Annotated in this window: 19 protein-coding genes; 9 read left to right on the top strand and 10 right to left on the bottom strand. The window is 65.8% G+C overall.

Annotation, left to right across the window (positions count from 1 at the left end; genetic code table 11):
- Window positions 1–2 precede the first annotated feature (2 nt).
- On the top strand, window positions 3–761 hold the full coding sequence (locus ACN2C8_RS00680; protein WP_419253850.1) for a dienelactone hydrolase family protein: 759 nt from the start codon (window positions 3–5) through the stop codon (window positions 759–761).
- On the opposite strand, the gene pyrC is transcribed toward ACN2C8_RS00680, so the two are convergent.
- Window positions 758–1867, bottom strand: coding sequence for a dihydroorotase (gene pyrC, locus ACN2C8_RS00675; protein WP_419253849.1), 1110 nt, complete (start codon window positions 1865–1867; stop codon window positions 758–760). The two genes, ACN2C8_RS00680 and pyrC, sit on opposite strands and share 4 nt — an antisense overlap.
- Before the next feature lie 30 nt (window positions 1868–1897).
- Window positions 1898–2803 carry a LysR family transcriptional regulator gene (locus ACN2C8_RS00670; RefSeq protein ID WP_419253847.1) on the bottom strand — a complete coding sequence of 302 codons (906 nt, stop codon included), beginning with the start codon at window positions 2801–2803 and terminating at the stop codon, window positions 1898–1900.
- Window positions 2804–2913: 110 nt separating this feature from the next.
- Here ACN2C8_RS00670 and ACN2C8_RS00665 point away from each other — a divergent pair, with 110 nt between their 5' ends.
- The 6 genes from ACN2C8_RS00665 to ACN2C8_RS00640 all read left to right on the top strand — a co-directional run bounded on the left by ACN2C8_RS00665 (window position 2914) and on the right by ACN2C8_RS00640 (window position 9363).
- Window positions 2914–4473: a proton-conducting transporter membrane subunit gene (locus tag ACN2C8_RS00665; RefSeq protein ID WP_419253845.1), complete on the top strand. Its 1560-nt coding sequence runs from the start codon at window positions 2914–2916 to the stop codon at window positions 4471–4473.
- 41 nt (window positions 4474–4514) lie between these two features.
- Window positions 4515–6911: a YbcC family protein gene (locus tag ACN2C8_RS00660; RefSeq protein WP_419253843.1), complete on the top strand. Its 2397-nt coding sequence runs from the start codon at window positions 4515–4517 to the stop codon at window positions 6909–6911.
- A 325-nt stretch (window positions 6912–7236) separates the two neighbouring features.
- On the top strand, window positions 7237–7458 hold the full coding sequence (locus ACN2C8_RS00655; protein ID WP_419253841.1) for a hypothetical protein: 222 nt from the start codon (window positions 7237–7239) through the stop codon (window positions 7456–7458).
- Window positions 7455–7598 (top strand): hypothetical protein, encoded by a 144-nt coding sequence (locus ACN2C8_RS00650; protein WP_419253839.1) that lies wholly within the window; start codon window positions 7455–7457, stop codon window positions 7596–7598. Before ACN2C8_RS00655 ends, ACN2C8_RS00650 begins: the two co-directional genes overlap by 4 nt.
- Window positions 7598–8614, top strand: coding sequence for a Rieske 2Fe-2S domain-containing protein (locus ACN2C8_RS00645; protein WP_419253838.1), 1017 nt, complete (start codon window positions 7598–7600; stop codon window positions 8612–8614). Before ACN2C8_RS00650 ends, ACN2C8_RS00645 begins: the two co-directional genes overlap by 1 nt.
- The gene (locus tag ACN2C8_RS00640) at window positions 8611–9363 is read left to right on the top strand and encodes a hypothetical protein (protein WP_419253836.1); all 753 of its coding nucleotides are present in this window, start codon (window positions 8611–8613) and stop codon (window positions 9361–9363) included. The genes ACN2C8_RS00645 and ACN2C8_RS00640 overlap by 4 nt, the downstream gene beginning before the upstream one ends.
- A 113-nt stretch (window positions 9364–9476) precedes the next feature.
- Here ACN2C8_RS00640 and ACN2C8_RS00635 read toward each other — a convergent pair whose 3' ends face one another.
- From ACN2C8_RS00635 to ACN2C8_RS00615, 5 genes are all read right to left on the bottom strand, one after another.
- Window positions 9477–10496, bottom strand: a complete 1020-nt coding sequence (locus tag ACN2C8_RS00635) for a serine hydrolase domain-containing protein (RefSeq protein ID WP_419253834.1) — start codon at window positions 10494–10496, stop codon at window positions 9477–9479.
- 179 nt (window positions 10497–10675) lie between these two features.
- Window positions 10676–11635 carry an MBL fold metallo-hydrolase gene (locus ACN2C8_RS00630; RefSeq protein WP_419253833.1) on the bottom strand — a complete coding sequence of 320 codons (960 nt, stop codon included), beginning with the start codon at window positions 11633–11635 and terminating at the stop codon, window positions 10676–10678.
- Complete coding sequence (locus tag ACN2C8_RS00625) at window positions 11632–12522, bottom strand: hypothetical protein (protein ID WP_419253831.1); 891 nt, start codon at window positions 12520–12522, stop codon at window positions 11632–11634. Before ACN2C8_RS00625 ends, ACN2C8_RS00630 begins: the two co-directional genes overlap by 4 nt.
- An 83-nt stretch (window positions 12523–12605) precedes the next feature.
- Window positions 12606–13115 (bottom strand): hypothetical protein, encoded by a 510-nt coding sequence (locus ACN2C8_RS00620; protein ID WP_419253829.1) that lies wholly within the window; start codon window positions 13113–13115, stop codon window positions 12606–12608.
- Window positions 13116–13150: 35 nt separating this feature from the next.
- Window positions 13151–13609 carry a YHS domain-containing (seleno)protein gene (locus tag ACN2C8_RS00615; protein ID WP_419253827.1) on the bottom strand — a complete coding sequence of 153 codons (459 nt, stop codon included), beginning with the start codon at window positions 13607–13609 and terminating at the stop codon, window positions 13151–13153.
- 569 nt (window positions 13610–14178) lie between these two features.
- Between ACN2C8_RS00615 and ACN2C8_RS00610 the strand changes: the two genes are divergently transcribed.
- Window positions 14179–15147, top strand: coding sequence for a hypothetical protein (locus ACN2C8_RS00610; RefSeq protein ID WP_419253826.1), 969 nt, complete (start codon window positions 14179–14181; stop codon window positions 15145–15147).
- A 232-nt stretch (window positions 15148–15379) separates the two neighbouring features.
- Here the strand turns inward: ACN2C8_RS00610 and ACN2C8_RS00605 are convergent, their stop codons facing one another.
- From ACN2C8_RS00605 to ACN2C8_RS00595, 3 genes are all read right to left on the bottom strand, one after another.
- On the bottom strand, window positions 15380–16576 hold the full coding sequence (locus ACN2C8_RS00605; RefSeq protein WP_419253825.1) for a DUF418 domain-containing protein: 1197 nt from the start codon (window positions 16574–16576) through the stop codon (window positions 15380–15382).
- Window positions 16577–16791: 215 nt separating this feature from the next.
- Window positions 16792–21642: an NAD-glutamate dehydrogenase gene (locus tag ACN2C8_RS00600; protein ID WP_419253823.1), complete on the bottom strand. Its 4851-nt coding sequence runs from the start codon at window positions 21640–21642 to the stop codon at window positions 16792–16794.
- Window positions 21643–21915: 273 nt separating this feature from the next.
- Window positions 21916–23046 carry an AI-2E family transporter gene (locus ACN2C8_RS00595; protein WP_419253821.1) on the bottom strand — a complete coding sequence of 377 codons (1131 nt, stop codon included), beginning with the start codon at window positions 23044–23046 and terminating at the stop codon, window positions 21916–21918.
- Window positions 23047–23143: 97 nt separating this feature from the next.
- Here ACN2C8_RS00595 and ACN2C8_RS00590 point away from each other — a divergent pair, with 97 nt between their 5' ends.
- Window positions 23144–24673 (top strand): helicase HerA-like C-terminal domain-containing protein, encoded by a 1530-nt coding sequence (locus tag ACN2C8_RS00590; RefSeq protein WP_419253819.1) that lies wholly within the window; start codon window positions 23144–23146, stop codon window positions 24671–24673.
- The last annotated feature ends 4 nt before the right edge of the window (window positions 24674–24677 follow it).

Below are 24677 nucleotides of genomic sequence, written 5' to 3'. Positions count from 1 at the left end.
TGATGCAAAGCCACACCTGGGGAACCAAGGTCGCCAACGCCTCGCAGGTGTTCAAGCCTGACGGGCCCGGTCCGTTCCCGGTGGCGCTGATCCTGCACGGCTGCGGCGGCAAGACGCCGTTCCTGGAAGCCTATGCCCAGACGGCGGTCGAGGCGGGCTATGCCGCGATCGTCGTCGATTCGCTAAAGCCGCGCGGCATGTCGACCCTCGACGCCAAGCTGATGGTCTGCACCGGCGTGCGGCTGCATGGCCTGAAACGCGCCGCCGACCTGTTCGGGGTGATGGCCTGGCTGGAGCACCAGACCTGGGCCGATCACGAGCGGATCTTCCTGGCCGGCTGGAGCCACGGCGGCTGGACGATCATGGACGGCTACGCGATCGGGGCCAACGCCGCCCGCGTCACGGGTCTGGTCGACGCCGATCCGGCCCGGCTGCGGGCCCGGGTCAGGGGTGCCCTGCTGGTCTATCCGTTCGCCGGCTATCCCGCCCTGACCACCCGCCACGGCTGGGGCGCGGTCGGGCCCCGGGTGTTTTCGGTGCTGGCCGGTCGCGACCAGGTCGTCGGCTGGAAGGCGCCCCAGCGGGCGCTGCAGCGTCTGGCTCTGGACGGTCTGAGCGTCGACACCGTGTTCCACGCCGACGCCACTCACGCCTTCGACGACGACGAGGCCAATGACCCGCGCGCGCGGTATCGTCCGGACCTGCTGGCCCAGACGCGGGACTATTTCGGGCGGGCTCTGACAGAGACCCTGGGCGACTAGGCGCCCGCCCGGGCGGTCGATGCGCCGGCAAAGCACCAGTTCAGCGTCTCACCGGCATGAAACGGCACCAGGCTCTCCGATCCCGGCGTCATCTTTTCAGGAACCGGACAGGATCGAAGCTCCAGATCAATGACGCCCTCGTTGAGCGGCAGACCATAGAAGCGTGGGCCGTTTTCAGACGCAAAGGCTTCGAGATGGTCCAGCGCCCCCTCCTCGTCGAAGGTCTTGGCATAGCTTTCCATGGCGAAGGGCGCATTGAACACGCCCGCGCAGCCGCACGAGGATTCCTTGTCGCCAACGGCGTGCGGCGCCGAATCTGTGCCCAGGAAGAACTTGGCGGAACCGGACGTCGCCGCTCGGCGCAAGGCCAGCCTGTGGGTCTCGCGCTTGGCGACCGGCAGGCAATAGAAGTGGGGCCGGATCCCGCCATCGAACATGGCGTTGCGATTGATCGCCAGGTGGTGCGGCGTGATCGTCGCCGCCAGATTGGGGCCGCCAGCCTCCACGAACGACACGGCGTCTGCGGTCGTGATGTGTTCGAACACCACCTTGAGCGCCGGGAAATCCGCGATCAGCTTGGCGAGAATACGCTCGATGAAGACGGCCTCACGGTCGAAGATATCGACCTCGCGATCGGTCACCTCTCCATGGATCAGCAGGGGCATGCCGATCCGCTGCATGACCTCCAGCACAGGCTGGATGTTGCGGATGTCGGTGACGCCATGGGCCGAATTGGTGGTGGCGTTCGCGGGGTAGAGCTTGCAGGCCGTGAAGACGCCTTCTGCAAAGCCGCGCTCGACTTCGCCTGCATCGATGGTGTCGGTGAGATAGCAGGTCATCAGTGGCTCGAAGGCCAGGCCCGGCTCAACGGCGGCGAGGATGCGGTCGCGATAGCCCTTGGCGGCCGCGACCGTCGTGACCGGGGGACGGAGATTGGGCATGACGATGGCCCTTGCGAACTGTCTGGCCGTAAAATTGACGACGGAAGACAGCATGTCGCCGTCACGAAGGTGGACATGCCAGTCGTCGGGTCGGCGAAGGGTCAGGCGTCTCACCGCTGCAGGGTGGGAGCCGGCTTCGGTCACAGGCCTGTCTGGGATCGTCATTCATCGGCTCCTTGGCAGGCGTGGCGGGTATCAAGACGCAGCGGTATTGGGCTTCGCGCTCTCATATCGCGTCAGCAAGTCCGCGAGCAATGCGTTTGGGAACCGACGGTTCTGAATGATGGCGTAGAAGCTTTCCGTAAGCTGCGGGATCTTGCAGTGCTCGACCAGCACGCCGGATGCCAGCTCGTCGCGGACGACGATCGGCGGCACCAGCGTCACGCCTTCGCGCTCGCGGGCCAGCAGGCGCAGCATCGCCATATCGTCGACTTCGGCCAGGATGATCGGCCGGATGCCCGCCAGATCGAGCAGAAGGTCGAATCCGACCCGGATGTCGCTGTCGAGGCTCGGAAGCAGAATGGGCTCGCTACGCAGATCCTCCGGGAAGCGGAAGGGTGGCCTGCCGGGCCGGGGCCGACCCACCAGGCTGACGGGCTGCTGGTTGAGCAGGTGATTGCGAAAGGGCGCGCGGGCGTCGCGCGGAGCGGCGCTGTTGGACAGAACCACGTCGAGGGCGTGCGCTTCGAGCTGGGCGAGCAGGTCGCGTGTCGTGCCGGACCGCACGATCAGCTCCACATCCGCGCGGCCGACCAGAGGGCGCAGGAACTCAAGCTGGAAGTTGCGCGACAGGGTCGTAAGCGCGCCGACCCTCAAGACCTGGGCGCTGGCGAGAGGCCGCCCTTCAAGGGTGGACATCAACTCGTCTCCGGCCTGGAACACGGTGTCCGCATAATCCAGCGAGATCTGACCCGCCTCGGTCAGGACAAGCCGCTTGCCGACTCGCTCGAACAGGGCGTGCCCCATCTGGTGTTCGAGTTTCTGGATCTGCACCGAGAGCGCCGACTGCGAAACATTCAGGCGCTGAGCCGCTCGGGTGAGGCTGCCTTCATGCGCGACCGCCCAGAAATAGCGGAGATGATTGAAGTTCAGGGTCTTCATATCGTTCTGTAAAACAGAATGATGTCACCGGAACAATGAATTTTCCGCATGCTCCGGAACGATCTAACTCGGCACCCGGCCCGCAACAGGCGGTGAGTGGGGAAGAACCAGTGCCAATCGATCTCCTGCCGTTTGTAGCGCCCCTGGCGCTGTTGATGTGCGCCGCCGTCGGCGTCATCACCCCTGGCCGCAGGCCTCGCGTCCTTCCCCGGCTGGCTGAAGCCGCGGCCCTTGTCGCCCTGGTAGTCGCGGCGATCTCAGCGGGAGGGCTCGTCCTGCACGGGTCGGGAGACAGCCGCCTGATCGGGTTGCACGGCATCGGCCTGTCCCTCCGGCTCGACGCCGTCAGCGCCGCGATGTTCCTGCTGGTCTCGTTCATTGGCTGGATCGTGGTGCGCTACACCGCCACCTATCTGGACGGCGAGGCGCGACAAGGTGCGTTCACCGGCTGGCTCTGCATGACGCTGGCCTCGGTGCTTCTCTTGGTGCTCTCGGGTAATTTGGTCCAACTTGTTCTGGCCTGGGTTGCGACGAGCCTCTCTCTGCACCGGCTCCTGCTGTTCTATCCGGACCGCGTCGCCGCCCAGCGCGCCGCCGCCAAGAAGCGCGTCACCGCGCGGCTCGGCGATGCGGCCCTGATCGCTGCGGCGGTGTTACTGGCCCTGGCCTACGGCACAGCCGACATCTCCCAGATCCTGAGCAGCGCGCGCGCCGGGAACGGCGGCGGACTCGCGATGACGGCCGCGGGCTTTCTGGCGGTGGCGGCGCTCCTGAAATCGGCGCAATTCCCTCTGCATGGCTGGTTGACCGAGGTCATGGAAACCCCGACTCCAGTGTCTGCACTCCTGCACGCGGGCGTCATCAACGCCGGCGGGTTTCTGCTGATCCGCCTCGCTGACGTGATGTTGCTGGCCCCGGGCGTTCTGGCGGTCCTGGTGGTGGTCGGCGGGTTCACCGCGCTGTTCGGCGGTCTGGTGATGCTGACCCAGCCTGCGGTGAAGACCTCACTGGCCTGGTCGACGGTCGCCCAGATGGGCTTCATGATCCTGGAGTGCGGGCTCGGGCTGTTCCCGCTGGCTCTGCTGCACATCGTGGCTCACTCGCTCTACAAGGCCCATTCCTTCCTGGCCTCCGGCGGGGCGGTCGACCTGATCGCCGCCAATCGCAGGCCTGGCCCCGTGGCCATTCCCAAGGCCGGTGCGGTTGGCCGCGCCTTTCTCCTGGCGCTGGCGATCTTTGGCATCGTCGGGTTCGCGTTCGGCTTCCAGCACAAGTCGCCGCAGGCCATCGCCCTGGGCGCCATTCTGATCTTCGGCGTCGCCTACATGCTGGCCCAGGGTCTGGCTGACGCCGCGCCGCGGGCCCTGACCCAGCGCACGATCGTCTATGCTGTCGCGACCTCCGTCAGCTACTTCGCGCTGCAGGCCCTCGCCGTCTGGCTCACCTCAGACGCGTTGCCCGAGGTCCCCGCGCCGGGCCCGCTACAGTGGGCGCTGATGGTGCTCGCGGTCATCAGCTTCGGCCTCGTCGCCGTGGTCCAGGCGATGTTTCCGCTCTGGGCTTATCACCCGGCGGCCGCAGGGCTGCGGGTGCATCTCTCCAACGGCTTCTACGCCAACGCGGTTTTCGATCGGCTGCTGCGCGGCTGGCGTCTGCGCAACGCAACTTGATCCGCCTGGAGGGCAAAATGATGAATTCAGAGACTCCGATCATGCTCGACACCCCAAGGCTGGATGCCGCCGCTGATCGCGCCGCCCGGGCGATCCCTCCGGTCTGGCCGCTGGCGTCGAGCGTTGCGGTCAATCCGTTCCTCGGCCAGACCGGTGAGACCCTCGCCACAGTCGCCGCGCGGTTGGCGCGGGTAGCAGGCGTCGCGGTGACCATGCCCCGAAGCTGGTACCAGGAGCGGATCGCCAGCGGCGTCATCACCGACGGCGATCTGTCGGAAGCCTTGGCCAGCGCGCTGCAGACGCCGCGTCCAGAAAGTCTCGCCGCACTCAAGTCAGCCGCCCTTGTCTCGAAATCGACTGAAGGAGCGCTGCCGACGATCGCCGACCTCGCCGCCGAGGTGTCGGGAATCGACTGGCCAGGGCTGATCGCGGAGCGCTTCGGGGCGTGGGCGGCAGGATATTTCGATGAGGGCCAGGCGCTCTGGGCCGCCCCACGCGGTCGAGGCGCCTACGCTGCCTGGCGCGCCGTAGCCACCCATGATCTGACGCCCGAGATCGTCGGCCTGGCAGGCTTTGCCACCCGTGTTTCGGAGGCCCCGGAAACGGCTTCGGGCGCGATTGCGAGCGTGGCGCAGCAGATCGCCATTCCGGCTGAGGCCCTGGAAACCTATTTCCACCAGATGCTGATGACACTGGGCGGCTGGGCGCAATATGCCCGCTACCGGCTCTGGCAGGCGGAGCTGGGCGGGGCTGAAGACCCAACCATAACCGACTTTCTGGCGATCCGTCTGATCTGGGAAGCGGCCCTCCTCGAGCGTTACGAGGACAAGATTGCCGATCGCTGGAAAGCGGTTATCGCCCATCATGCGGCGCCTGTCAGACTTACGGCCGACCATGTGGTGGACGCCATCCTGCAGGACGCACTGGAGCGCTCGGCGCAGCGGGCCCTGGCTGAAACGCTGGCGGCGCCGGGGACACTTGCGACCGGCAAACGCCCCGCGCTCCAGGCCGCTTTCTGCATCGATGTCCGGTCCGAGGTTTTTCGGCGGGCGCTGGAGTCGGTCAATCCGGATGTCCAGACCCTGGGGTTTGCAGGGTTCTTCGGGCTGACGGCCTCCCATCGCCGCTTTGCATCCGATGTGCAGGAGCACCGGTTGCCCGTGCTGCTCAATCCGGGCGTGACCACCTGTTCTGGCGGCCCCGATGACGCCGAGGCGGACCAGTCGGCGCGGTTCAAGGCTCGCGCGAAGCGGGCCTGGGGTCGCTTCAAGCTCGCCGCCGTTTCTTCCTTCGCCTTCGTCGAGGCGACGGGCCCGGTCTATGTCAGCAAACTCGTCAGCGATGCGTTGGGACTTCACCCCACGGCCGCGCCCCATGATCCCGCACCCCGTCTTGATCCCGCTCTCGATCTCGCAACGAGAACCAAGGCCGCCGAGACTGTGCTGCGGGCCATGTCGCTCACAAGCAACTTTGCACGCCTTGTGCTTCTGGCCGGACACGGTGCGAACGTCGTCAACAACCCCCACGCCAGCGGTCTTCACTGCGGGGCCTGCGGCGGCTATTCCGGCGAGGTCAATGCGCGGCTGCTGGCGGCGTTGCTCAATGACCCGGAGGTGCGAGCGGGCCTGTCGCCGGAAGGGATCGAGATCCCAGCCGACACGCTGTTCCTCGGCGCCCTGCATGACACCACGACGGACGCCGTCACACTCTATGCGGACGATCAGTCCTCGGCGCCGCATCAGTCCGATATTCGCCAGGCGAAGCTTTGGCTGGAGGCGGCAGGCGTTATCTCAAGAGGCGAACGGGCGCTACGCCTGCCAAGAGCGGAGGGCGAGGGTCGTGTTGAGCGTCGGAGCCGCGACTGGGCTGAAGTGCGGCCCGAATGGGCGCTGGCCGGTTGCAAGGCGTTCATTGCAGCGCCGCGTCGCCGGACAGCGGGCAAGACCCTGGAGGGACGCGCCTTCCTTCATGACTATGACTGGAAGATGGACCGGGACTTTGGCGTTCTGGAACTGATCCTGACGGCGCCCGTGGTCGTCGCGAGCTGGATCAGCCTGCAGTATTATGGATCCACTGTGGCGCCGACCGTGTTCGGCAGCGGCAACAAGCTCTTGCACAACGTCGTCGGTGGCATCGGCGTCGCCGAGGGGAACGGCGGCGTAATGCGTGCCGGTCTCCCTTGGCAATCCGTGCATGACGGCGAGCGCTACGTCCATGAGCCGCTTCGCTTGTCTGTCTGCATCGAAGCGCCGCGCGAGGCGATGACCGAGATCCTCAAACGTCATGAGAGCGTTCGCTCGCTGTTCGACAATCGCTGGCTGCACCTCTTCGCCCTCGATGAGGCCGGCAGGATGGCGTGGCGCTACGCCGGCGATCTGCAATGGACCGCGATGAGCGTCGCGCCCGATCCAGCCATTCCTCTGAAGATGGCGGTCTGACCTGTAAAACGCGTCGGCTTTTACCTGTGCTGGCTGGAATCGGAGACCCTCCACACCCTGCGCGCAGCGGCCGAAACTGGAGTCCTGCCCCACTCAAAAGCTGCACGATCCTGAAAAGTCGCTCAGGTGGCGGCATCTTCATGTCAGTCTCTCTGCCATCGGCGCTCCCCTTCACGCCTGGACGAAAACGCCCGGCCGCCTGCCGCCCTTTGGCGGCCATAGCTGTTGCTTGGCATGAGCGATGCGCCAGGGACGAGAATGTGGTTAGGATCAGGCTCCGTTTGAGGGTCTGCGCCAGACTATCGAGCGGTCAGGGAGCGCAATCGTGTCTGAACAATTTGCGGCCTGGATCTGGATGGGCTTCGCCGCATACCTGTCCTTGGGCGCCCTGCTCTGGATCGTGCTCACCCTGGGCCTCATGAAGCGGCTGGATGCGTCGGCTGCCGTCGCGCCCTGGCCGGTAAAGGCCATCCTCGCACCCGGCCTGATCGTGCTCTGGCCAGCCATCCTGGTGTTGCTGTTCAAGCCACGAAAGCTTGCCGCATGAACCTCGCACAACGCAAAGCCCATGCGCGCATCTGGCCTCTGATCGCCCTGGCGCTGATCGTCATCCTCGGCGCGTCCATCGCGGTAAAGCCACAGGTCTCCAGCCCTAGCCCCGCCGCGCAGGACGAGACGCCCCGCTGATGGCTCATGACTACAAACCCGTGCAATGGACGCCGTACAAGAAGGCGTTCGACGCCGTGCTCGCCTTTGGCGTGGCGGCCTTCATCGCCGCCTTCGTGGCGTCCGCGATCACCGCTTTTCCGGGCGAGCGTCCCTTGCTCATCCAGATCCTGATCCGCGCGTTTGGCGCCGCAGCGCTGGCGCTGCTGACCTTCATTCTGATGATCGGCCCGCTGGCGCGGCTCTCCACGCGCTTCTTGCCGATCCTCTACAATCGCCGCCACCTTGGTGTGGTTTGTTTCGGTCTGGCCCTGACGCACGCCGCTCTGGTCGTCGTCTGGTATCATGGCTTCTCCGACATCAACCCGCTGGTCTCGCTGCTGACCTCGAACCCGCGCTACGTTGCCCTGCAGGGTTTCCCGTTCGAGAGCCTGGGACTGATCGCGCTGCTGGTGCTGTTTGTGATGGCCGCCACAAGCCACGACTTCTGGAACACCAATCTGGGGCCTGTGCTCTGGAAGGCCATCCATATGAGCGTCTACTGGGCCTACGCCCTGGTCGTGGCCCACGTCATGCTCGGCGCGGTCCAGGGCCAAAAGGGCATGGCCTACGCCCTGATCGTCGGCGCCGGCGCCGTCTTGGTGACGCTGCTGCATGGTCTCGCCGGGCGCCGAGAAGTGCGCTTTGACCTCGAAGCGGCCAAGCCCGATCCTGAAGGCTGGCTTCGCGTGGGTCTGCCCCACGACATCGAGGATGGCCGCGCCAAGATCGTGGCCGTTGCGGATGGCGAACGCATCGCGGTGTTTCGCGATGGCGAGAACCTGTACGCCGTTTCCAATCTTTGCGCCCACCAGGGCGGCCCTCTGGGTGAAGGCCGGGTGCTGGACGGCTGCGTCACCTGCCCCTGGCACGGCTTTCAATTCAGACTCACCGACGGCCGCGCGCCCGCGCCCTACACAGACCGCGTGGCCACCTACGCCACGCGTGTCCTTGACGGCGTCGTCTACGTGCGCACGACGCCAGAGGCCGCCGCATGAAAAAGCCCCCTTCATTCTTCATTGGCTGGTCGAGCGACATCTCCAGCGTCGATCGCCGTTTCATGATCGGGGCTGGCGTGGCGCTGGTTGCGGGTGGGGCTGGGCTTGGAACAGCCCTGGGGCGCCTGCAAAACGCGCCTGGCGACGGCGTCTGGGCCCAGGGCGCGGTGCGGGCCTGGACCGGACTGCTGCTGGCAACCCCCTATCCCATGCTCCGAACGCTCGATCTGGATGGCGCGCCGCGCACCGCGTTTCTCGCGACCTCGGGAAAAACTGCCGTGCAATTGCCGGCAAGCCTTATCGGCCAAACGGTCACCGTCACTGCGAGCCTGATCGAACGCGGCGATCATGCGATGCTGGCCGTCGCAGATGGCCGCGACTGGATCGCGCCCGTCACCCAGGCGCCCGCAACACCCCTGGCTTTCAGCCCTGAGCAAGACCTCGGGCCGATGGGGCTGGTCGGTGAAATCCTCGACGCCAAATGCTGGTTCGGCGCCATGCGCCCCGGTTTTGGCAAGACTCACAAGGCCTGCGCCACACTGTGCGTGCGGGGCGGTCTCCCCCTGGCGTTCTGCGCCGATGCGTGCGGCGATGCACAGGCCCCGCTGTTCCTCGACGAGACCGGTCGCCGCCACGGGCGCGCGATCCTGCCCTATGTCGCCGATCGGGTCTTCGTAAGCGGACGGCGCGTGCAGGTTGGCGACATAGTGCAGTTTCGCGCGCCCATCACCTCGATCCGCCGGGTCTGAAGGACTTACGCTGATCAGTGCCGACCAAGATCAGCAGACCGAGCAGCACCATCGAGCCTCTCCCGTCCCAGTTACTCGCTCCGGCCCTGACAGCGCGGCGCGAGCTCGCCGGTCTAGGCCAGGGCCTGGATCAGCGCGTCGAACGCGGCGGCGTGCAGGGCGTCGGTCGGGGCGCTGCCGGCCTCGGGATGCGATCCAAGCCGTACGATGGCCACTTGATTGACCGGGTCGATGAACAGCCTCTGGCCATAGACGCCTAGGGCGCAAAAGGCGCTCTGGGTGTTGTGCGTGTGCCACCAAAGACTGCGATAGGACCAACCGGATCGGGTCGGCTGGCCGGCCGCCGCGAACAGGGCCTGGTCACCGCCGCGCCGCAGACTGGCCAAGGCGCCTGCGGGCACGACGCTCAGATCCCCAACCTTGCCGTCCTCCAAGAGCATCAGCGCCAGGCGAGCCAGATCGCGGGCGGTGGCATTGAAGCCCGTCGCGGCGATCTCCTGACCTGCGGGATCCACGATCAGATAGGCGTCGTGCTCGGCGCCGATCGGCCCCCAAAGTCGCGTCGTGATCAGATCGCTCAGCCCCTGGCCCGTCGCCCGTTTCAGCACCCAGCCGATCACGTCCCCGACCGGCGTGCGATAGGCGAAGCGGGATCCCGGCGGGGCCGCCCGGCGGGTCAAACCGATCAGGGCTTCATAGACGCCGACGGAGGGCGGCTGGCCGGTCTTCGGACCCCAATAGGCCGGCGACCAGGTATGGATCTCGGCGTCGGGATTGGCATAGGTCTCGTCGAACGCCGCCCCGTCGACCATATCCAGCAGATCGCGGATCGAAGCGCCCGCGAAGGCGCTCGTGGCCAGTTCCGGCACATGGTGATCGACTAGGTCAGATAGGTGGATTGCACCTTCGGCCGCCAGGATTTCCGCCAGCAAGCCAACAATGGACTTGGTGATCGAGAACACCATGTGCGGCGTCGCCGCCGTCATGTCACGCCCATAGCGCTCCTCCACGATCACCCCGCGATGCAGGACAACCACCGCATCCGTGTGAGTGGTCTCCAGATAGTCGCGCCAGCTCATCCCCTTGCCGACCGGGCCGGGAATGCGCAGCGGCTTTAGATCCGCCAGGGCCACTGGCAAGGCTCGCGGGTTTTGCGACCGGGCGACTCCGCTGCTGCGAAACAGCTGCCGCGCATGTTGGAACGCCCAGATTGACTGAGGAAACCGGTTCCAGTTGTCCCGCGTCACACGCTCAGCGGGGTCGGGCGGGAAGCCGGTCATCAGGTGTCGATCGCGCCAGCCCGGTTGCGGGCTCAGGACCACGCGGCCGACCTTCTGGCCTCGACTTCGCCTGTCAGATCATTCGGGGCGACCGTCCGGTACACCGAGCCTATCGCTGGAGCTCCCTGGCAATCCACAACACCGCGCCGAACCAGTTCGATCAAATGTGCGAGCATGGAATGAGACGCAGCCGGGTAGAGGCGTGTTTCCAGCCCGGCATAGAGTTCGGGGACCATGCACCGGATCGTCGCTTCGCCGCGCTGCTGCAACGCCTCGACGATCTGGGCCTCGCGCTGCCGCCGGTGGGCGATATAGGCGTCCAGGAAGGGGCCCGGCTGGGTGATCGGCGGACCATGGGTCGGCCATAGCACCGCGAATTGTCTGGCCCGGATGCGGGCCAGGGTGGCCATATAGGCGCCCATGTCGCCGTCGGGCGGGCTGATGATTGTCGTGGACCAACCCATCACGCAGTCGCCGGGAAACAGCGCCTGCTCGTTCTGCAGGACGTATCCATAGTGGCTGGCAGTATGACCGGGCGTCGCCAGGGCTTCCAAGGTCCAGCCGTCGGCAGAGAATAGCTCGCCATCATGAAGCGGAACATCGGGCGTAAAGCTCAGATCGTCTCCCGCCTCCAACCGAATGCCTCCATTGGAGGCCTGACAGGGCTCGGGACCGGCATAGATGACCGCGCCCGTTCGCGCGGCCAGAGGACGGGCCAATGGCGAATGGTCCATATGCGCATGGGTCACGAAGATCCGGGTCAGTCTCTGACCCGCCGTAGTGGCCAGGATCGCGTCCAGATGCTCCTCAAGCTCAGGACCCGGATCGATGACAAAGATTTCCGCGCCGGGCTCGTCGCGACCGATCAGGTACGTGCCCGTCCCGGTAAAGGTGAAGGGCCCGGGATTGCGCGCAACGATGCGGCGGATCAGCGGCGACACCGATTTGACCTGCGCATAGTCAAAATCAAAATCGCGAACGAATGGAATCACGGCCTTGCGCCTTGCAAAAGGGGTTTGAGCGCCCTCGCGATCGTCCGGGTCGATCTCAGCTTGTCCAGCCAAGGCAGGGCCAGCGGTGGCCCCATGTCGGTCTTGTTGACATCGACCACATAAAGCCGCCCGTCTGCCCGATCGCGCAGCACGTCCAGTCCACCCCAGTCCAGATCCATGGCCTTGGCGAAGGCCACCAGCGTGGCGACCTCGGCCGATGAAAACACGGCCTCTACCGTCGTCAGACGTACCCGACTGTTCATGTTGGCGAAGCGCGCGGCCTGCGGCCGTTGCTTGATGTAGACCAAGGCGGGAACGCCGCCGACAAACGGGGTGCGCAGGTCGGTAGACAGGCCGTCCTCGATATTGTCGATCAGGCGCTGGTAGGTGCGGCCGGGCAACCGCTGGGTGGGACACTGAACGATCCGGCCGTCGTGGACGCCATTGGCCTCGCCCTTCTCGACAGCCAGGCCCTGATGGACCTCCGGATCGATCGCCAGCGCATAGCCGAACACCGCTTCGAAAACCTTCGCTACCTTGGACTTGGAAACATCCAGGCAAGCGCCATTGATCGCGCCAGCGTCGGCCGGCGAAGGCTCGGCAAGGGTCTGATCCTCGAACCTGAACACGACGTCGGCGGCCGCCGGATCGCGCACAAAGCGCGCGCCGGCCCAGGCCGAGGCCACCCAGATCAGGTACCAGGGACGCGGGGCGTGCGGCGTGAACGCCACCCGCGGCCCGGGCTTCACAAGACGATGAAGTCCGGCCTTGATCCGCACGGGGAGATAGAAGGCCAGCCAGCGCGCCACATCCCACGCCAGGGCGGCGTCAATGGGCACCGCCGCGCCGGTGGTCCTGACCTGGACGACACCGTTCTGAAAGGCCAAATCATCAGTCCACAGATTACCATGCAGAGCGGGAGGGGCCGAAGCCCGCCTGCCACCCCGCCGCTGCGCTGGTATCATGGTCATCAGGGCTTTCCGCTCGGTGCGAAGATCGACAGCACGCGTTCGCCCAGGACAAGCAACTGCTGACGCCGGAACACCGCCAGCAGACCGACCGCGAAAGCCCAGTTCAAGCAGGCGGCTAGGAACAGCCCCGCGCCGTCATTATTGGGATCCACGCCAAGCGGGGTGAAGAGATGGAAGCTGATGGCTCCCGTCATCACGAGCAGACCCGCTAGGGCGCCGCCGGCCTGCAGATGGCGATAGCGCGGCATAATCCCGATCAGCAGCAGGCTCGCGGCCAGCAGCTCAATCGCGCCGATGACATACTGAGAGAACAGGCCCGTCTGGGCGAACAGTCCCTCCGCGCCAAGCGTCGCCGCCCAACCATCCAGCCGACCAAAGATCACTTGGGTCTGCGGCAGGTTGAGAAACTTGAAGCGAAGGCTGTCTAGAAACACGGCTGACATGAAAACCGCCATCACGTGCGGCAGAAAGCGAATTATTTGTGACACAGGAATCTCCCTGGATTGCATCGGATAGTATCCACTGAGCGCCATCGGCGTCTGGACTATTTCTGAAGCACGTTCGGCCAGTTGTTATTGCCCTGGGCGATAAATCCAGAAGTGTTCTTTTCCCACTTTTTTTGAACATCGGCATTGTAGTTCAAATACAGCTTGCCGTTGATGATACGCCAGTACTGGGCGTCACCCTTGGCAGTGTAGTTCTGCGAGACGGCCCATGCGCAATATCCACCAAATTGTGGGGCGTAGGCGCCGGGGCTGGCCTTGAAGCGGGCGAGGTTGGCCGCCGAAGAGAAGCGATACTCCGCGCCCTTGTACGTGGTCGTGAAGGCGTCAGAGCCCTCCACCGCCTTGCCCTGGGTGAAATAGGCGACGGGATCGTAACCCTCGACCGCGACCTTGGAGAACGCTGGGGTATAGATTTCCGGCTTGGCTGCGAGCGCAGCGCTCGGGAGCGTGGCTAGGGCCAGAGCGACCGTGGTCGCAAGGATGACGGCTTTCAACATTGGCTTGATCCTGCATGTTTTTCGACAGCGCCCGCAGACGCGACAAATGTGGATCGAAAGCCCCGACTGAACCGGACGCTTGCGCGGCCGATCCAACGGAGATCTTCGATGTATGAGCCAGTACGTCGGGAGTGGGTCAAAGGTTACATCGACCGCCTCCCAGGGGGCCAAATCGTTACGCGGCGATTTGGAGTGGCGTCGGTTTGGCTCCTGGGCCAAGCCTAGGCGCCGTCGGATATGAGGCTGCCGGAGGAGCGATGAGGATGCGGAAGCTCGGGCTGGGATTGTTCGCACTCTTGGCGACGGTGGCCGTAACCCGCGTCAGCTACTCTCAAATCTTCCCCAGGGTCCTTGACGTCATCGGCGGGCCGCCGGCCTCGCCATCCGTCCTGGGCCCGTTTGGCGATGACCCGCCCATCACCGCCGCTTCGGACTGGCAAGCGCGCAGAGCGCCCCTGCTCCGGGCCGCACTGGCCCAATCGGTCTATGGGGAAATGCCCCCCGCGCTTCCCAGCCAGGTTTTGGCGCGTAGGCCGCTTGCGGCCGACCGTGTCGCGCCTGGAACCCGGATGCAGCAATTGACCATCGGGTTTGGCCAAGGCGGCGACCGCGGCCGGGTCAATGTGGTGCTGGTTCAACCGGGTGGCTCGACCCCGCCCCGGGCGCTGATCGTCATCCAGAACTTTTGTGGCAACGCGGTCGCCGTCCATAACCGCCTAGCCGACGTGCGGTCGCTGACCGATCCTCCCGGGCCTTGCCGCGATCCGATGGAGACGCTCAGCCACATCATCCTGGGTCGCTACCCGCACGCGCCGCCTCTGAGCCTTGTCACCGAGCGTGGCTATGCGGTCGCCCTGGTCTATGCCGGCGATCTTGTGCCCGATGATCCCAAGATGGCGTCGGCCGCGCTCGCCCGGCTCTATGGCAACCCCTCACGCTCCGCGCCGGGTGGGGCTCTGGCGGCCTGGGCGTGGCTATACTCCGCTCTGGGCCAGAGTCTGAACCGCGAGCCAGGCCTGCAGAACGTACCCGTCGTCGCGTGGGGCCATTCCCGAAACGGCAAGGCGGCGCTACTGGCCGCTGCAACCGACCCGCACATCGCCGCCGTGATCGCCCACCAGTCCGGTCGTGGCGGAGCCGCCCTGACCCGCAGCAAGGCGGGCGAAAGCGTAGCCCAGATCACCAGGACCTTCGGGTTCTGGTTCACGCCGCGTTTCGCCACCTATGCCGGGCGCGAAGACGAGATCCCCGTCGATCAGCACCAGCTCCTGGCGCTCATCGCGCCGCGTCCTGTGCTGATCGGATCTGGTGACCGAGACGCCTGGTCTGACCCGGCCGGCGCCTTTCGGGCGGTGCAAGCGGCCTCGCCGGTCTACCAATTGTATGGAGCGCAGGCCTTCGAACAGACTCGTATGGCCAAGCCTGACCTTGTGCGGACCCAGGCCTTTTTTATGCGGCGGGGTACGCACGGTGTGACGACGGAAGACTGGGCCCTGTTCCTGGAGTTTCTGGACGCACACTTCCCAGAACCGACTTAGGCCACCGTGACCGCATCGCCGCAAGGTCCTTCGAGGCAACCCATGACGGCCAGGTCGCAGTGACTTTTGGCGGCCAGCTAGCCGCCTCCGCCCAGACCGCTTCCGTAAGACAACCCGTCGGCATCGCCGCAGGCTCTCGCGTCGATATCTCGGTCTAGAGCCTTCTGCGACCTGACTGAGTCGTCAGAGATTCCCATGCGGCTTGGATATCCCCGGCGCTTCAAGGAATTCTCTAGGCTCCCGCCCGGCTCCGCAGGATCGGGGTCGGGCCGCGATAGAGCCGGCGCCAGAACCACTCCAGCGGGCCCATGCTGAAGTGGTCCATCCACCACTTCGACCATAGGATCTGGACGATCCAGATGGCCACGACGATCAGGGCCAAGCCGGGCCGGTCGACCTTGCCATGCAGGCTCAGCCCCCGGCCGCCATAGAAGATCGCGGTCATGATAAACGACTGGGTCAGATAGTTGGTGAAGGCCATCTGGCCGACGGGGGCGAGGATTTCGGGGATCTTCTTCCAGAAGCCCGCCGACCGTGAGGCGAACACCACCAGGCTGACATAGGCCAGAGTGGTCAGGGGCGCGGTGGCCATCTGGACCACGCCGGCGGCCATGCCCAGCGGCTTGGACAGTCCGGTCAAAGCGCAGGCGATGAACAGCGCGCCGGTGACCGCCAGGGCCAGCAGGCCGACAAGCGTCAGGATGACATAGGTCTTCTTCGAGGCCTCGCCGGTGAGGACCCCGGTTTTGAAGCAGCCCAGGCCGATCAACATCAGGCTGCCCGTCATCATGACGATGACCGGCTCGCCGGCCAGCAGCGGCAGGCGGTCCTTGGCGTTCTGGATCAGCGACTGCATGAAGGTGCCGGCGTACTGGGCGGCGGCGGCGCTGTTCTGGGCGGCTTCCTCGGCGGTCTGGGCCGCCTCCTTGGCCGCGTCGTGCGGCATCAGCAGCGAGGCGGCCATGCCGGCGGCCATCAGCAGCGAGAAGCCGATCCAGATGCCGATCCCCACCTTGAACAGCCGCTTGGGCGCCCAGGAGCGGGCGAGCATTACCATGAAGCCGGCCAGGGCGTAGCTCAGCAGCACATCGCCGAACCAGATGGCGAAGCCGTGCAGGAGGCCAAAGACCACCATCCACATCAGCCGCTTGCGCAGGATCGCACCGCGCTCGGTCTCGGACCGCTCGCCACCGATCAGGAAAATCGAGACGCCGAACAGCATGGCGAACAGGGTGACGAACTTGCGCTGAAACAGCCACTGGGTGGCGACCCAGACCGAGACCGTGTCGGCTCCGGTCCCGTGCGGCCAGTGGCGCACAGACTCTGCCAGGCCCGCCGTGACCGCAAAGTCCGGCGCGTTACACAGCAGGATGCCCAGCACCCCCAGACCCCGCAGGGAATCCAGCAGGACGATGCGAGTCTTGACCATGAGCCCCCCAAGGCGTTGCCGCCGGAGCCTAGTCCCACCGGGCCTCGCTCCACAACCTCAAGTCGGGGTCAAGTCAGGGAGTCCGGCGACCTCTCCGGCGTCTGGATGATAAAGGTCGCGACCAGCGTCCATTCATAGCGACACGCTGCCGATCGCCCTTTCCATGTCGCCGACTTCGGCCTCCCCCTCACGGCGAGAGAGGCCGCGACTAGGCCCTAACCCGCGCTGGCCAATTCGCGCAGCGCGGCATTGGCGATGGTCAGCTTGGCGAAGGTCCAGCCACCGCCGGCGTTCTCAATATCCTCCACCGTACGCTTGGCCGAGCGGACAGGCCCCATACGCAGGGCGGCCCAAGAGGTTACCGCCGCCTTGGCTGACAGCTCGTCCTCGCCGGCCTGGGCGTTGGCCGAGAACTTCAGCACCGCCTGGGTGATGGACGTCTGCTCGCTGAGCAGGTCCTCGATCAGGCGGCGCACAGCCAGGCGTTCGAAGGCGTCGCCGCCGACGAACGAACCCGCCGCGCCGCGCAATCGGTCAAAGCCGAAGGCCGCTCCGGTCTGGTGATAGAGGCGGGCGACGTCCTTGACGGTCCAACTGGAGGCGTTGGCCAGATCGACCAGATCGGCGGCGATGGTCAGGGGCTGCAGCGCCGCCACACCCTGGGCCAGGGCCTCCGGCGCGCCATCGGCGACATAGGCCTTCACCCGCTTGGCGACAGCCTTTTGCTCGAAGGCCGACAGGACGGCGGGGGTCATGCCCCTCAGTTCGGCAACGGACGGGCCGTAGTTGTCGACCAGGGTCTTGACCGAAGCCTTGTCGCGGAACGCCCGGCGGGCCAGCCAGAAGGTCAGGCTGCGCAAGGCATAGGCCAGGGCCTTGTAGAGCGCGGTCTGGCCCGCGGCCGAGGCCTGGTTGTCCAGAGCCGAGACCTGATCCCACAGGGCGTCGACGCCCAGGATTTCCCGGGCGGCGGTGAAGCCTGTGACCAGAGCGTCGACATCGCAGCCGGCGGCGGCCCTCAGGCGGGTCGCGAAGGTCGGGCCGCACATGTTGACCATCTGATTGCCGACCACCGTGGCGATGATCTCGCGCTTCAGCCGGTGCGTCTGCATCTGGTCGGCATAGCGGTCGAGGCCCTTGGGGAAGTAGCCACGCAGAGTCTTTTCGAACCACGGATCGTCAGGAGAGTCCGAGGCCACGATCTCATCGAACAGGTCCAGCTTGCCATAGGCCAGCAGCACCGCCAGCTCCGGTCGGGTCAGACCCTTGCCGGCCTGCTTGCGCTCGAGGAGAGTCGTATTGGTCGGCAGACCTTCGACCTTGCGGTCCAGGCGCCCGCGACTTTCCAGATCGACCATGTAGCGGATCTGGGAGTCGACCTCGCTGGTGGCGTCGCTTTCCAGCAGGGTCAGCGCGAGGGTCTGGTCGTAGTTATGCTCCAGCACATGTTGGGCGACGTCATCGGTCATCGAGGCCAGCAGCGTGTTGCGGCTGGGACGATCCAGCTCGCCGCCGCGCTCCAGCAGGCCCGTGAGGATCTTGATATTGACCTCATGGTCGGAACTGTCGACGCCGGCCGAATTGTCGATGGCGTCGGTGTTGATATGACCGCCAGCGGCCGCGAATTCGATGCGGCCAGCCTGGGTCAGGCCCAGATTGGCGCCCTCGCCCATCACCTTGACCCGCAGGTCCGCGCCGTTGACGCGTACGGAGTCATTGGCCTTGTCGCCGGCGTCGGCGTTGCTCTCGCCCCGGGCCTTCACATAGGTGCCGATGCCGCCGAGATAGAGCAGTTCGGCCTTGGACTTCAGGATCGCGGTCATCAACTCGGCCGGCGAGACGGCCTCGGCCTTGATCTCGAACAGGGCCCGGACCTCGGCTGTCAGCGGGATGCTCTTGAGGCTGCGGGCGAAGACGCCGCCGCCGGCCGAGATCTTGCTGCGGTCATAGTCGTCCCACGAGGAGCGAGGCAGCTTGAACATCCGGTCGCGCTCCGCCCACGAGGATGCAGCGTCCGGATCGGGATCGAGGAAGATATGCCGGTGGTCGAAGGCGGCCAGGAGTTTGGTTTGCTTCGACAGCAGCATGCCGTTGCCGAACACATCGCCGCTCATGTCGCCGACGCCCACGACGGTGAAGGGCTGGGTCTGGATGTCCTTGCCCATCTCGCGGAAGTGGCGCTTGACCGCCTCCCAGGCGCCGCGGGCGGTGATGCCCATGACCTTGTGGTCGTAGCCGACCGAACCGCCTGAGGCGAAGGCGTCGCCCAGCCAGAAGCCATAGTCCTCGGCCACGCCATTGGCGATGTCGGAGAAGGTCGCCGTGCCCTTGTCGGCGGCGACGACAAGATAGGGGTCCTCGCCGTCATGCACGACCACTGAGACCGGCGGCACGACCTTATTGTCGGCGTCGATATTGTCAGTGATGTCGAGCAGGCCCGACAGGAAGGTCTTGTAGGCGCGGATCGCCTCGGCCTGGACCGCGTCGCGATCCCCGCCGCGCGGCAGTTGCTTGGGATAGAAGCCGCCCTTGGAGCCGACCGGCACGATCACCGCGTTCTTGACCTGCTGAGCCTTGACCAGCCCCAGAACCTCGGTGCGGAAGTCGTCGCGACGATCGGACCAGCGCAGGCCGCCGCGCGCCACGGGGCCAAAGCGCAGGTGCACGCCCTCGATGTGCGGGGCCGAAATGAAGATCTCGCGATAGGGCTTGGGGGCCGGCAGGTCTTCCAGCTCGCGCGAGGCGATCTTGAAGCTGATATAGGGCTTGGGCTGACCATCTTCGGCGGGTTGATAGAAATTGGTCCGCAGGATCGCGCCGACCAGGGCGGCGATCCGGCGCAGGACGCGGTCGGCGTCGAGGCTCTCGACAGCCTGCAAAGCCTCGCCGATCTTGGCCTCGACGGCCTTGGCCTGCTCCTGGCGGTCCTTGAGATCGGCCAAAACGGCGGGGTCGAACTTGGTCTGGAACAGGTCAAGGATCAGACGAGCGACGCCCGGATGATCGGCCAGGGCCTGCTCCTGCACACCCTGGCTGGGGTCGAGACCCGATTGCTGACGATAGCGGGCTAGGGCGCGGATCAGGGCCGCTTCGCGCCAGCCGATGCCCAGCTCCAGCACCAGCCGGTTGAAGCCGTCGCTCTCGGCGCGGCCCGTCCAGATGGCGACGAAGGCAGCCTCGAAGGCCAGCTTGACGTCGGCGAAGGTCAGGTGCTCGCCCTGCTCGTCGGCCAGGACGAACTCATGCACCCAGACGGGCGCGCGCGCGCCGCCTTCGGAGGTCGGCGAAACCTTGTGGCCATCCTCGATCAGCGCCTTGAGGCCCATGTGCTCAAGGATCGGCAGAACATCGGCCAGGGGCGCCGCGGCGCCGGGGCGATAGAGTTTGAAGCGGAAGGTCGTCGCGCTGTCGTCGGGACGACGGAAGGCGCGCACGCGAACCGCCTCGCCTTCAGCCAGGGCGTCGACGACCTCGATGTCGGCCAGGGCCTCGGCGGCGTCATACTGGTCGCGATAGCCGGGCGGGAAGGCGCCGGCGTAACGGGCCAGGGTCTCGGCGACCCGCCCCGGGGCGCCGCCGTCACGGATCGCCGCCTCGAAGCGGTCCTCCCAGGTGCGGGCGGTCTCGGCGATGGCGGCTTCTAGCTGAGCCATGTCCGGCTCGTAGTGATCGCCCGGCGTGACGCCGACAATGAAATGAACCCGCGCCAGCGGCGCGTCGGAGAAGCTGGGATAGTAGGCAGAGACCCGGCCGCCGAAGGCTTCGGCCAGCAACTGGCCAGCCCGTTCGCGGACGCCAGAGTCGTAACGCTCCCGCGGCACGAACAGCAGGGCCGAGATGAATCGGTCGAAAGGGTCACGGCGAGTAAACAGCCGGACGCGGGGCCGATCATAGAGGTGCAGAACCCCCAGCGCCATGCTCAGCAGCTGATCGGTATCGGTCTGGAACAGCTCGTCGCGGGGCCAGGTCTCCAGGATATTGCGCAGGCGCTTGCCGTTGTGGCTATCAGGATCCTTGCTGGCGCTGTCCAGAACGTGCGCCACCTTGCGACGGATCAACGGCACGTCATGAGCCGGGGTCTCGTAGGCCTCGGCGGTGAACAGTCCAACGAAGCGGACTTCACCGGAGGGCTTACCGTCGGCGCCGTACCGGCGCACCCCGACATAATCCATGTAGCCGCGACGGTGGACACGCGAGCGCAGGTTGGACTTGGCCACCACGATCGGGTCGCCGATCTCGATATGGCTGAGGACCTGGCGCGACAGGATGGCCGGCTCGCTGCCCCGACGCAGCACGGTGCGGACCTCGTCGCGCAGGACGCCCAGATTGCCCTCCGGCCGATCCAGGGGCTCCTCGGCCGCATAGCCGCCGTCGCTCGTGCGGGGATAGTCGTAAACCCGGGCGCCGAGAAACACGAAATGGTCGTCGGCCAGCCAGTCGAGGAAATCCATGTCCTCGGCCCGGGCCTCCGCCGGAATGGCAACCTTGGTGTCGCGCAGATCGACGATCGTGCGGCGCATCAGACCGCGCATGGCCTCGAAGTCCTGTACGGCCAGGCGAACATCGGCCAGGGCCTCGCCCACAGCCTGGATCAGGGCCGCCTCGCGGTCCTCGCCGACGGAAGCCAGATAGATCTGGATCATCGAGCGGCGCTGGCCGCCAACCTCGACCACCGGGTGGAACATGGCCCGGACCTGAAAGCCCGCCTCGGCCACGGCGCCCATGATGCTGTCGACCAGAAAGGGACGGTCCTGCTGGACGATCTCGAGGAGGTCGCCGCGCAGATAGGTCCCGTCGGGCTTGCGCGCCTGACGCAGACGGATGGCCGGCTCGGCCACATCGGTCACCTCCTGACCGAAGCGCCAGAAATCAGCAAGGGCACGAGCGGTATCGCCGGCGTCGAACCCCGGCATTTCGTCGGCCGACCAGTCGTCCTGAGCCTGGGCGAGGAAATGAGCCGCCTGAGCCGGCAGCGCGTCAGCGGCATGACCCAGGGCCTGGGCGAAAGCCGTCAACAACTGGCCGCCCACCATTGAAGCGTGGGGGTCATTTTTTGCACCGACCATGAGATTTCCTCGCGAATTTTTGGCGATAACCTAGACTTTTCGGGGTGTGATTCAACCAGGACATCGAGAATCCGCCATGGATCTTGCGGATTTCGAACTTGCCGGGAATGTCGGGAGAAAACGGAAGCGCCGCCGGTGGGGGAAACCGGCGGCGCAGACCCGCCCGGGGGGAGCGGGCGGGCATTTTCCGCTTCGGACGCGCCGGAGAACCAAGCTGCGTCGGGCGGGGGTCCGACCGGGGGGTGTCGGACCAAACAGAGATAGGCGCCGCGTTCAGGATTTTAAGTCCCCCTTGGCGACTTTCTGTCGGGCGGCCGACTTTGGCGTCTCAGCCTTCGACGCCTCTCCGCCCAAGGCTACACTCGCTCCCTGCGGATCGCCGTCCTCGGACAGCAGGATGGCGATCCAGCGCGAGCCGTCGAATTGGGCCAGGATCACCATGAAGGCTACCGTCAGCGGGGTTGACAGGAACATGCCGGGCACACCCCACAGGGCGCCCCAGACGGCCAGGGACAACAGGACCACGGTCGGATCCATGTTCAGGCTGTCGCCCTGCATGCGGGGCAAGACAATGTTGCCGACCACGAAATAGATCGCCTGCAGGGCCACAAAAAGGATCGTCGCCGGCAGGAAGCTGTCGGGAAACTGCACGATGGCGAACAGCGGCGGCAGGAAGCAGCCAATGGCGCCGCCCAGGATCGGGATGTAGCTGGCGAGGAAGATCAGGAAAGCCCAAAAGAAGGCGTTGTCGAGCCCCAGCAGCGCCATCACCAGCCAGGCGCCGACCGCGATCATCAGGCCAGTGACAGTCTGGATCCACAGATACTGCTCCACGCCGTCGCGGATACGGTGGAACAGCACCATCGCCTTGTCCCGCTCGCCGCCATGCGGAAACAGGGCCACGATCTTGCGGTTGAACCCCCGGCGCGAGGCGATAATGAAGCCCAGATAGATCAGAACGAGCACGGCGCTGGCGGCAAAGTTCTGCAGGCTCTGGGCCGCAGCGCCGATATAGCGTTGCGGATTGAGCTGGGTGATCAGGTCACTCAAGGTCGGCGCGACATGGATGCCGACCGCGTGGGCCAGCCTGGCGATCACGTCATTGAGCCTGGGCGCATAGGCCTTCAGCTGGTCGAGAAAGCTGGCGCTGTTTTCGGCCACCACCCACACCGAAAGGCCGAAGAGCAGGGTCAACAGAACGAGCGCGGTCGGCAGGGCCACGCGCTTGGGGAAGCGCGCCCTGATGGTCAGCACCCGCGAAAAGCTGTCGATCATCACCGCCAGGAAGACCGCCAGGGCCAGGGGCGAGAGGATGTCGCGCATCCACAGCAGCGCCGCGCCGCCCGCGATGACCGCCAGGAAGACCACGGCGTTGCGAGTGGCGGCGGACGACGAAACGGTCATTCAAAAACTCCTGGAGATCGTAACACTTTGCCTACCGCGATTGGCGCGGCGCAAGGGCGCGGTTAGGGTCAGTGCTCAAGTTTGGAGGATGTTGCATATGACCTTGTCGATTGGTGAAGGCGAAATCCTGATCGGGCTGGGCGAGGGTCCGGTGACCCAGCGACTGGATCGCTCCAATCGGCACGGCGTCGTGGCGGGCGCGACCGGCACCGGCAAGACGGTGACCCTTCAGATCATGGCCCAAGCCTTTTCGGACGCCGGCGTGCCTGTGTTCGCCGCGGACGTTAAGGGCGATCTTTCGGGCATCGCCCTCGCTGGGGCGCCCAACGAGAAAATGCTGGCCCGCGCCGCCTTGATGGACCTGGCCCTGACCCCGGCCGCGCCGCCGACCGTATTCTGGGACCTGTTCGGCCAGAAGGGCCATCCGATCCGCACGACCATCTCGGAGATGGGTCCCGTACTGCTGGCGCGCCTTCTGGAGCTCAATGATGTGCAGGAAGGCGTCCTGACCATCGTCTTCCATGTCGCCGACAAGGACGGCCTGCTGCTGCTGGACCTGAAGGATCTGCAGGCCTGCCTGAAATATGTCGCCGACCACGCCGCCGACATCGGCACGCTCTATGGCAATGTCTCGCCCGCGACGGTGGGCGCGATCCAGCGCAAGCTGCTGACCCTGCAGAGCCAGGGGGCCGACAACTTCTTCGGCGAGCCGGCTCTGAAGCTGGCCGACATCATGCGCACCGACGTCGCCGGCCGCGGCTATGTAAACCTGCTGGCCGCCGACAGACTGATCCAGTCACCGAAGCTCTATTCGACCTTCCTGCTGTGGCTGCTGTCGGAACTTTTCGAGGAGCTGCCCGAGCTGGGCGATGTGGACAAACCACGCCTGGTGTTCTTCTTCGACGAGGCCCACCTGCTGTTCAACGACGCGCCCAAGCCCCTTTTGGAGAAGATCGAGCAGGTCGTGCGCCTGATCCGCTCCAAGGGCGTGGGAATCTATTTCGTCACCCAGAACCCGGCCGATATTCCTGACGCGGTCCTCGGCCAGCTGGGGGCGCGCATCCAGCATGCCCTGCGCGCCTACACGCCCGCCGACCAGAAGGGTCTGAAGGCCGCCGCCCAGTCGTTCCGGGTCAATCCGTCTTTCGACACGGCCGAGACCATTCAAGGCCTGGGCGTCGGTGAGGCCCTGGTCTCGACTCTCGACGCCAAGGGCGCGCCCTGCGTCGTGCAGAAGACCATGATCCGCCCGCCCGCTTCGCGTCTAGGGCCGCTAACGCCGGAGGAGCGCACGGCGCTGATCGCCAGGAGCCCTGTGGCCGGCCTCTATGACACCGCCCAGGATCGCGCCTCGGCCTATGAGATCCTGCAGGGCAGAGCCCAGGACGCCCTTCGCCAAACCGAAGCCGCCCAGGACGCGGCCGAGGCGGAGAAGGTCCGGATCGCTGAAGAAAAGGTTCGGGTCCGGGAAGAGGCGCGCGAGACACCGGCCGCCCCTCGCCCCCGCGCTTCAAGTCACCAGGGCATGGCCGAGACCTTCGCAAAGTCGCTGCTGCGCACAGTTGCCAGTCAGGCCGGGCGCGAGATCATGAGGGGCCTGCTTGGCGGTCTGAAGCGCGGTCGCTGATCGG

The organism is Caulobacter sp. ErkDOM-C (assembly GCF_048541825.1).
Taxonomy (GTDB): domain Bacteria; phylum Pseudomonadota; class Alphaproteobacteria; order Caulobacterales; family Caulobacteraceae; genus Caulobacter.
This window is presented reverse-complemented; position numbering and strand designations above follow the sequence as displayed.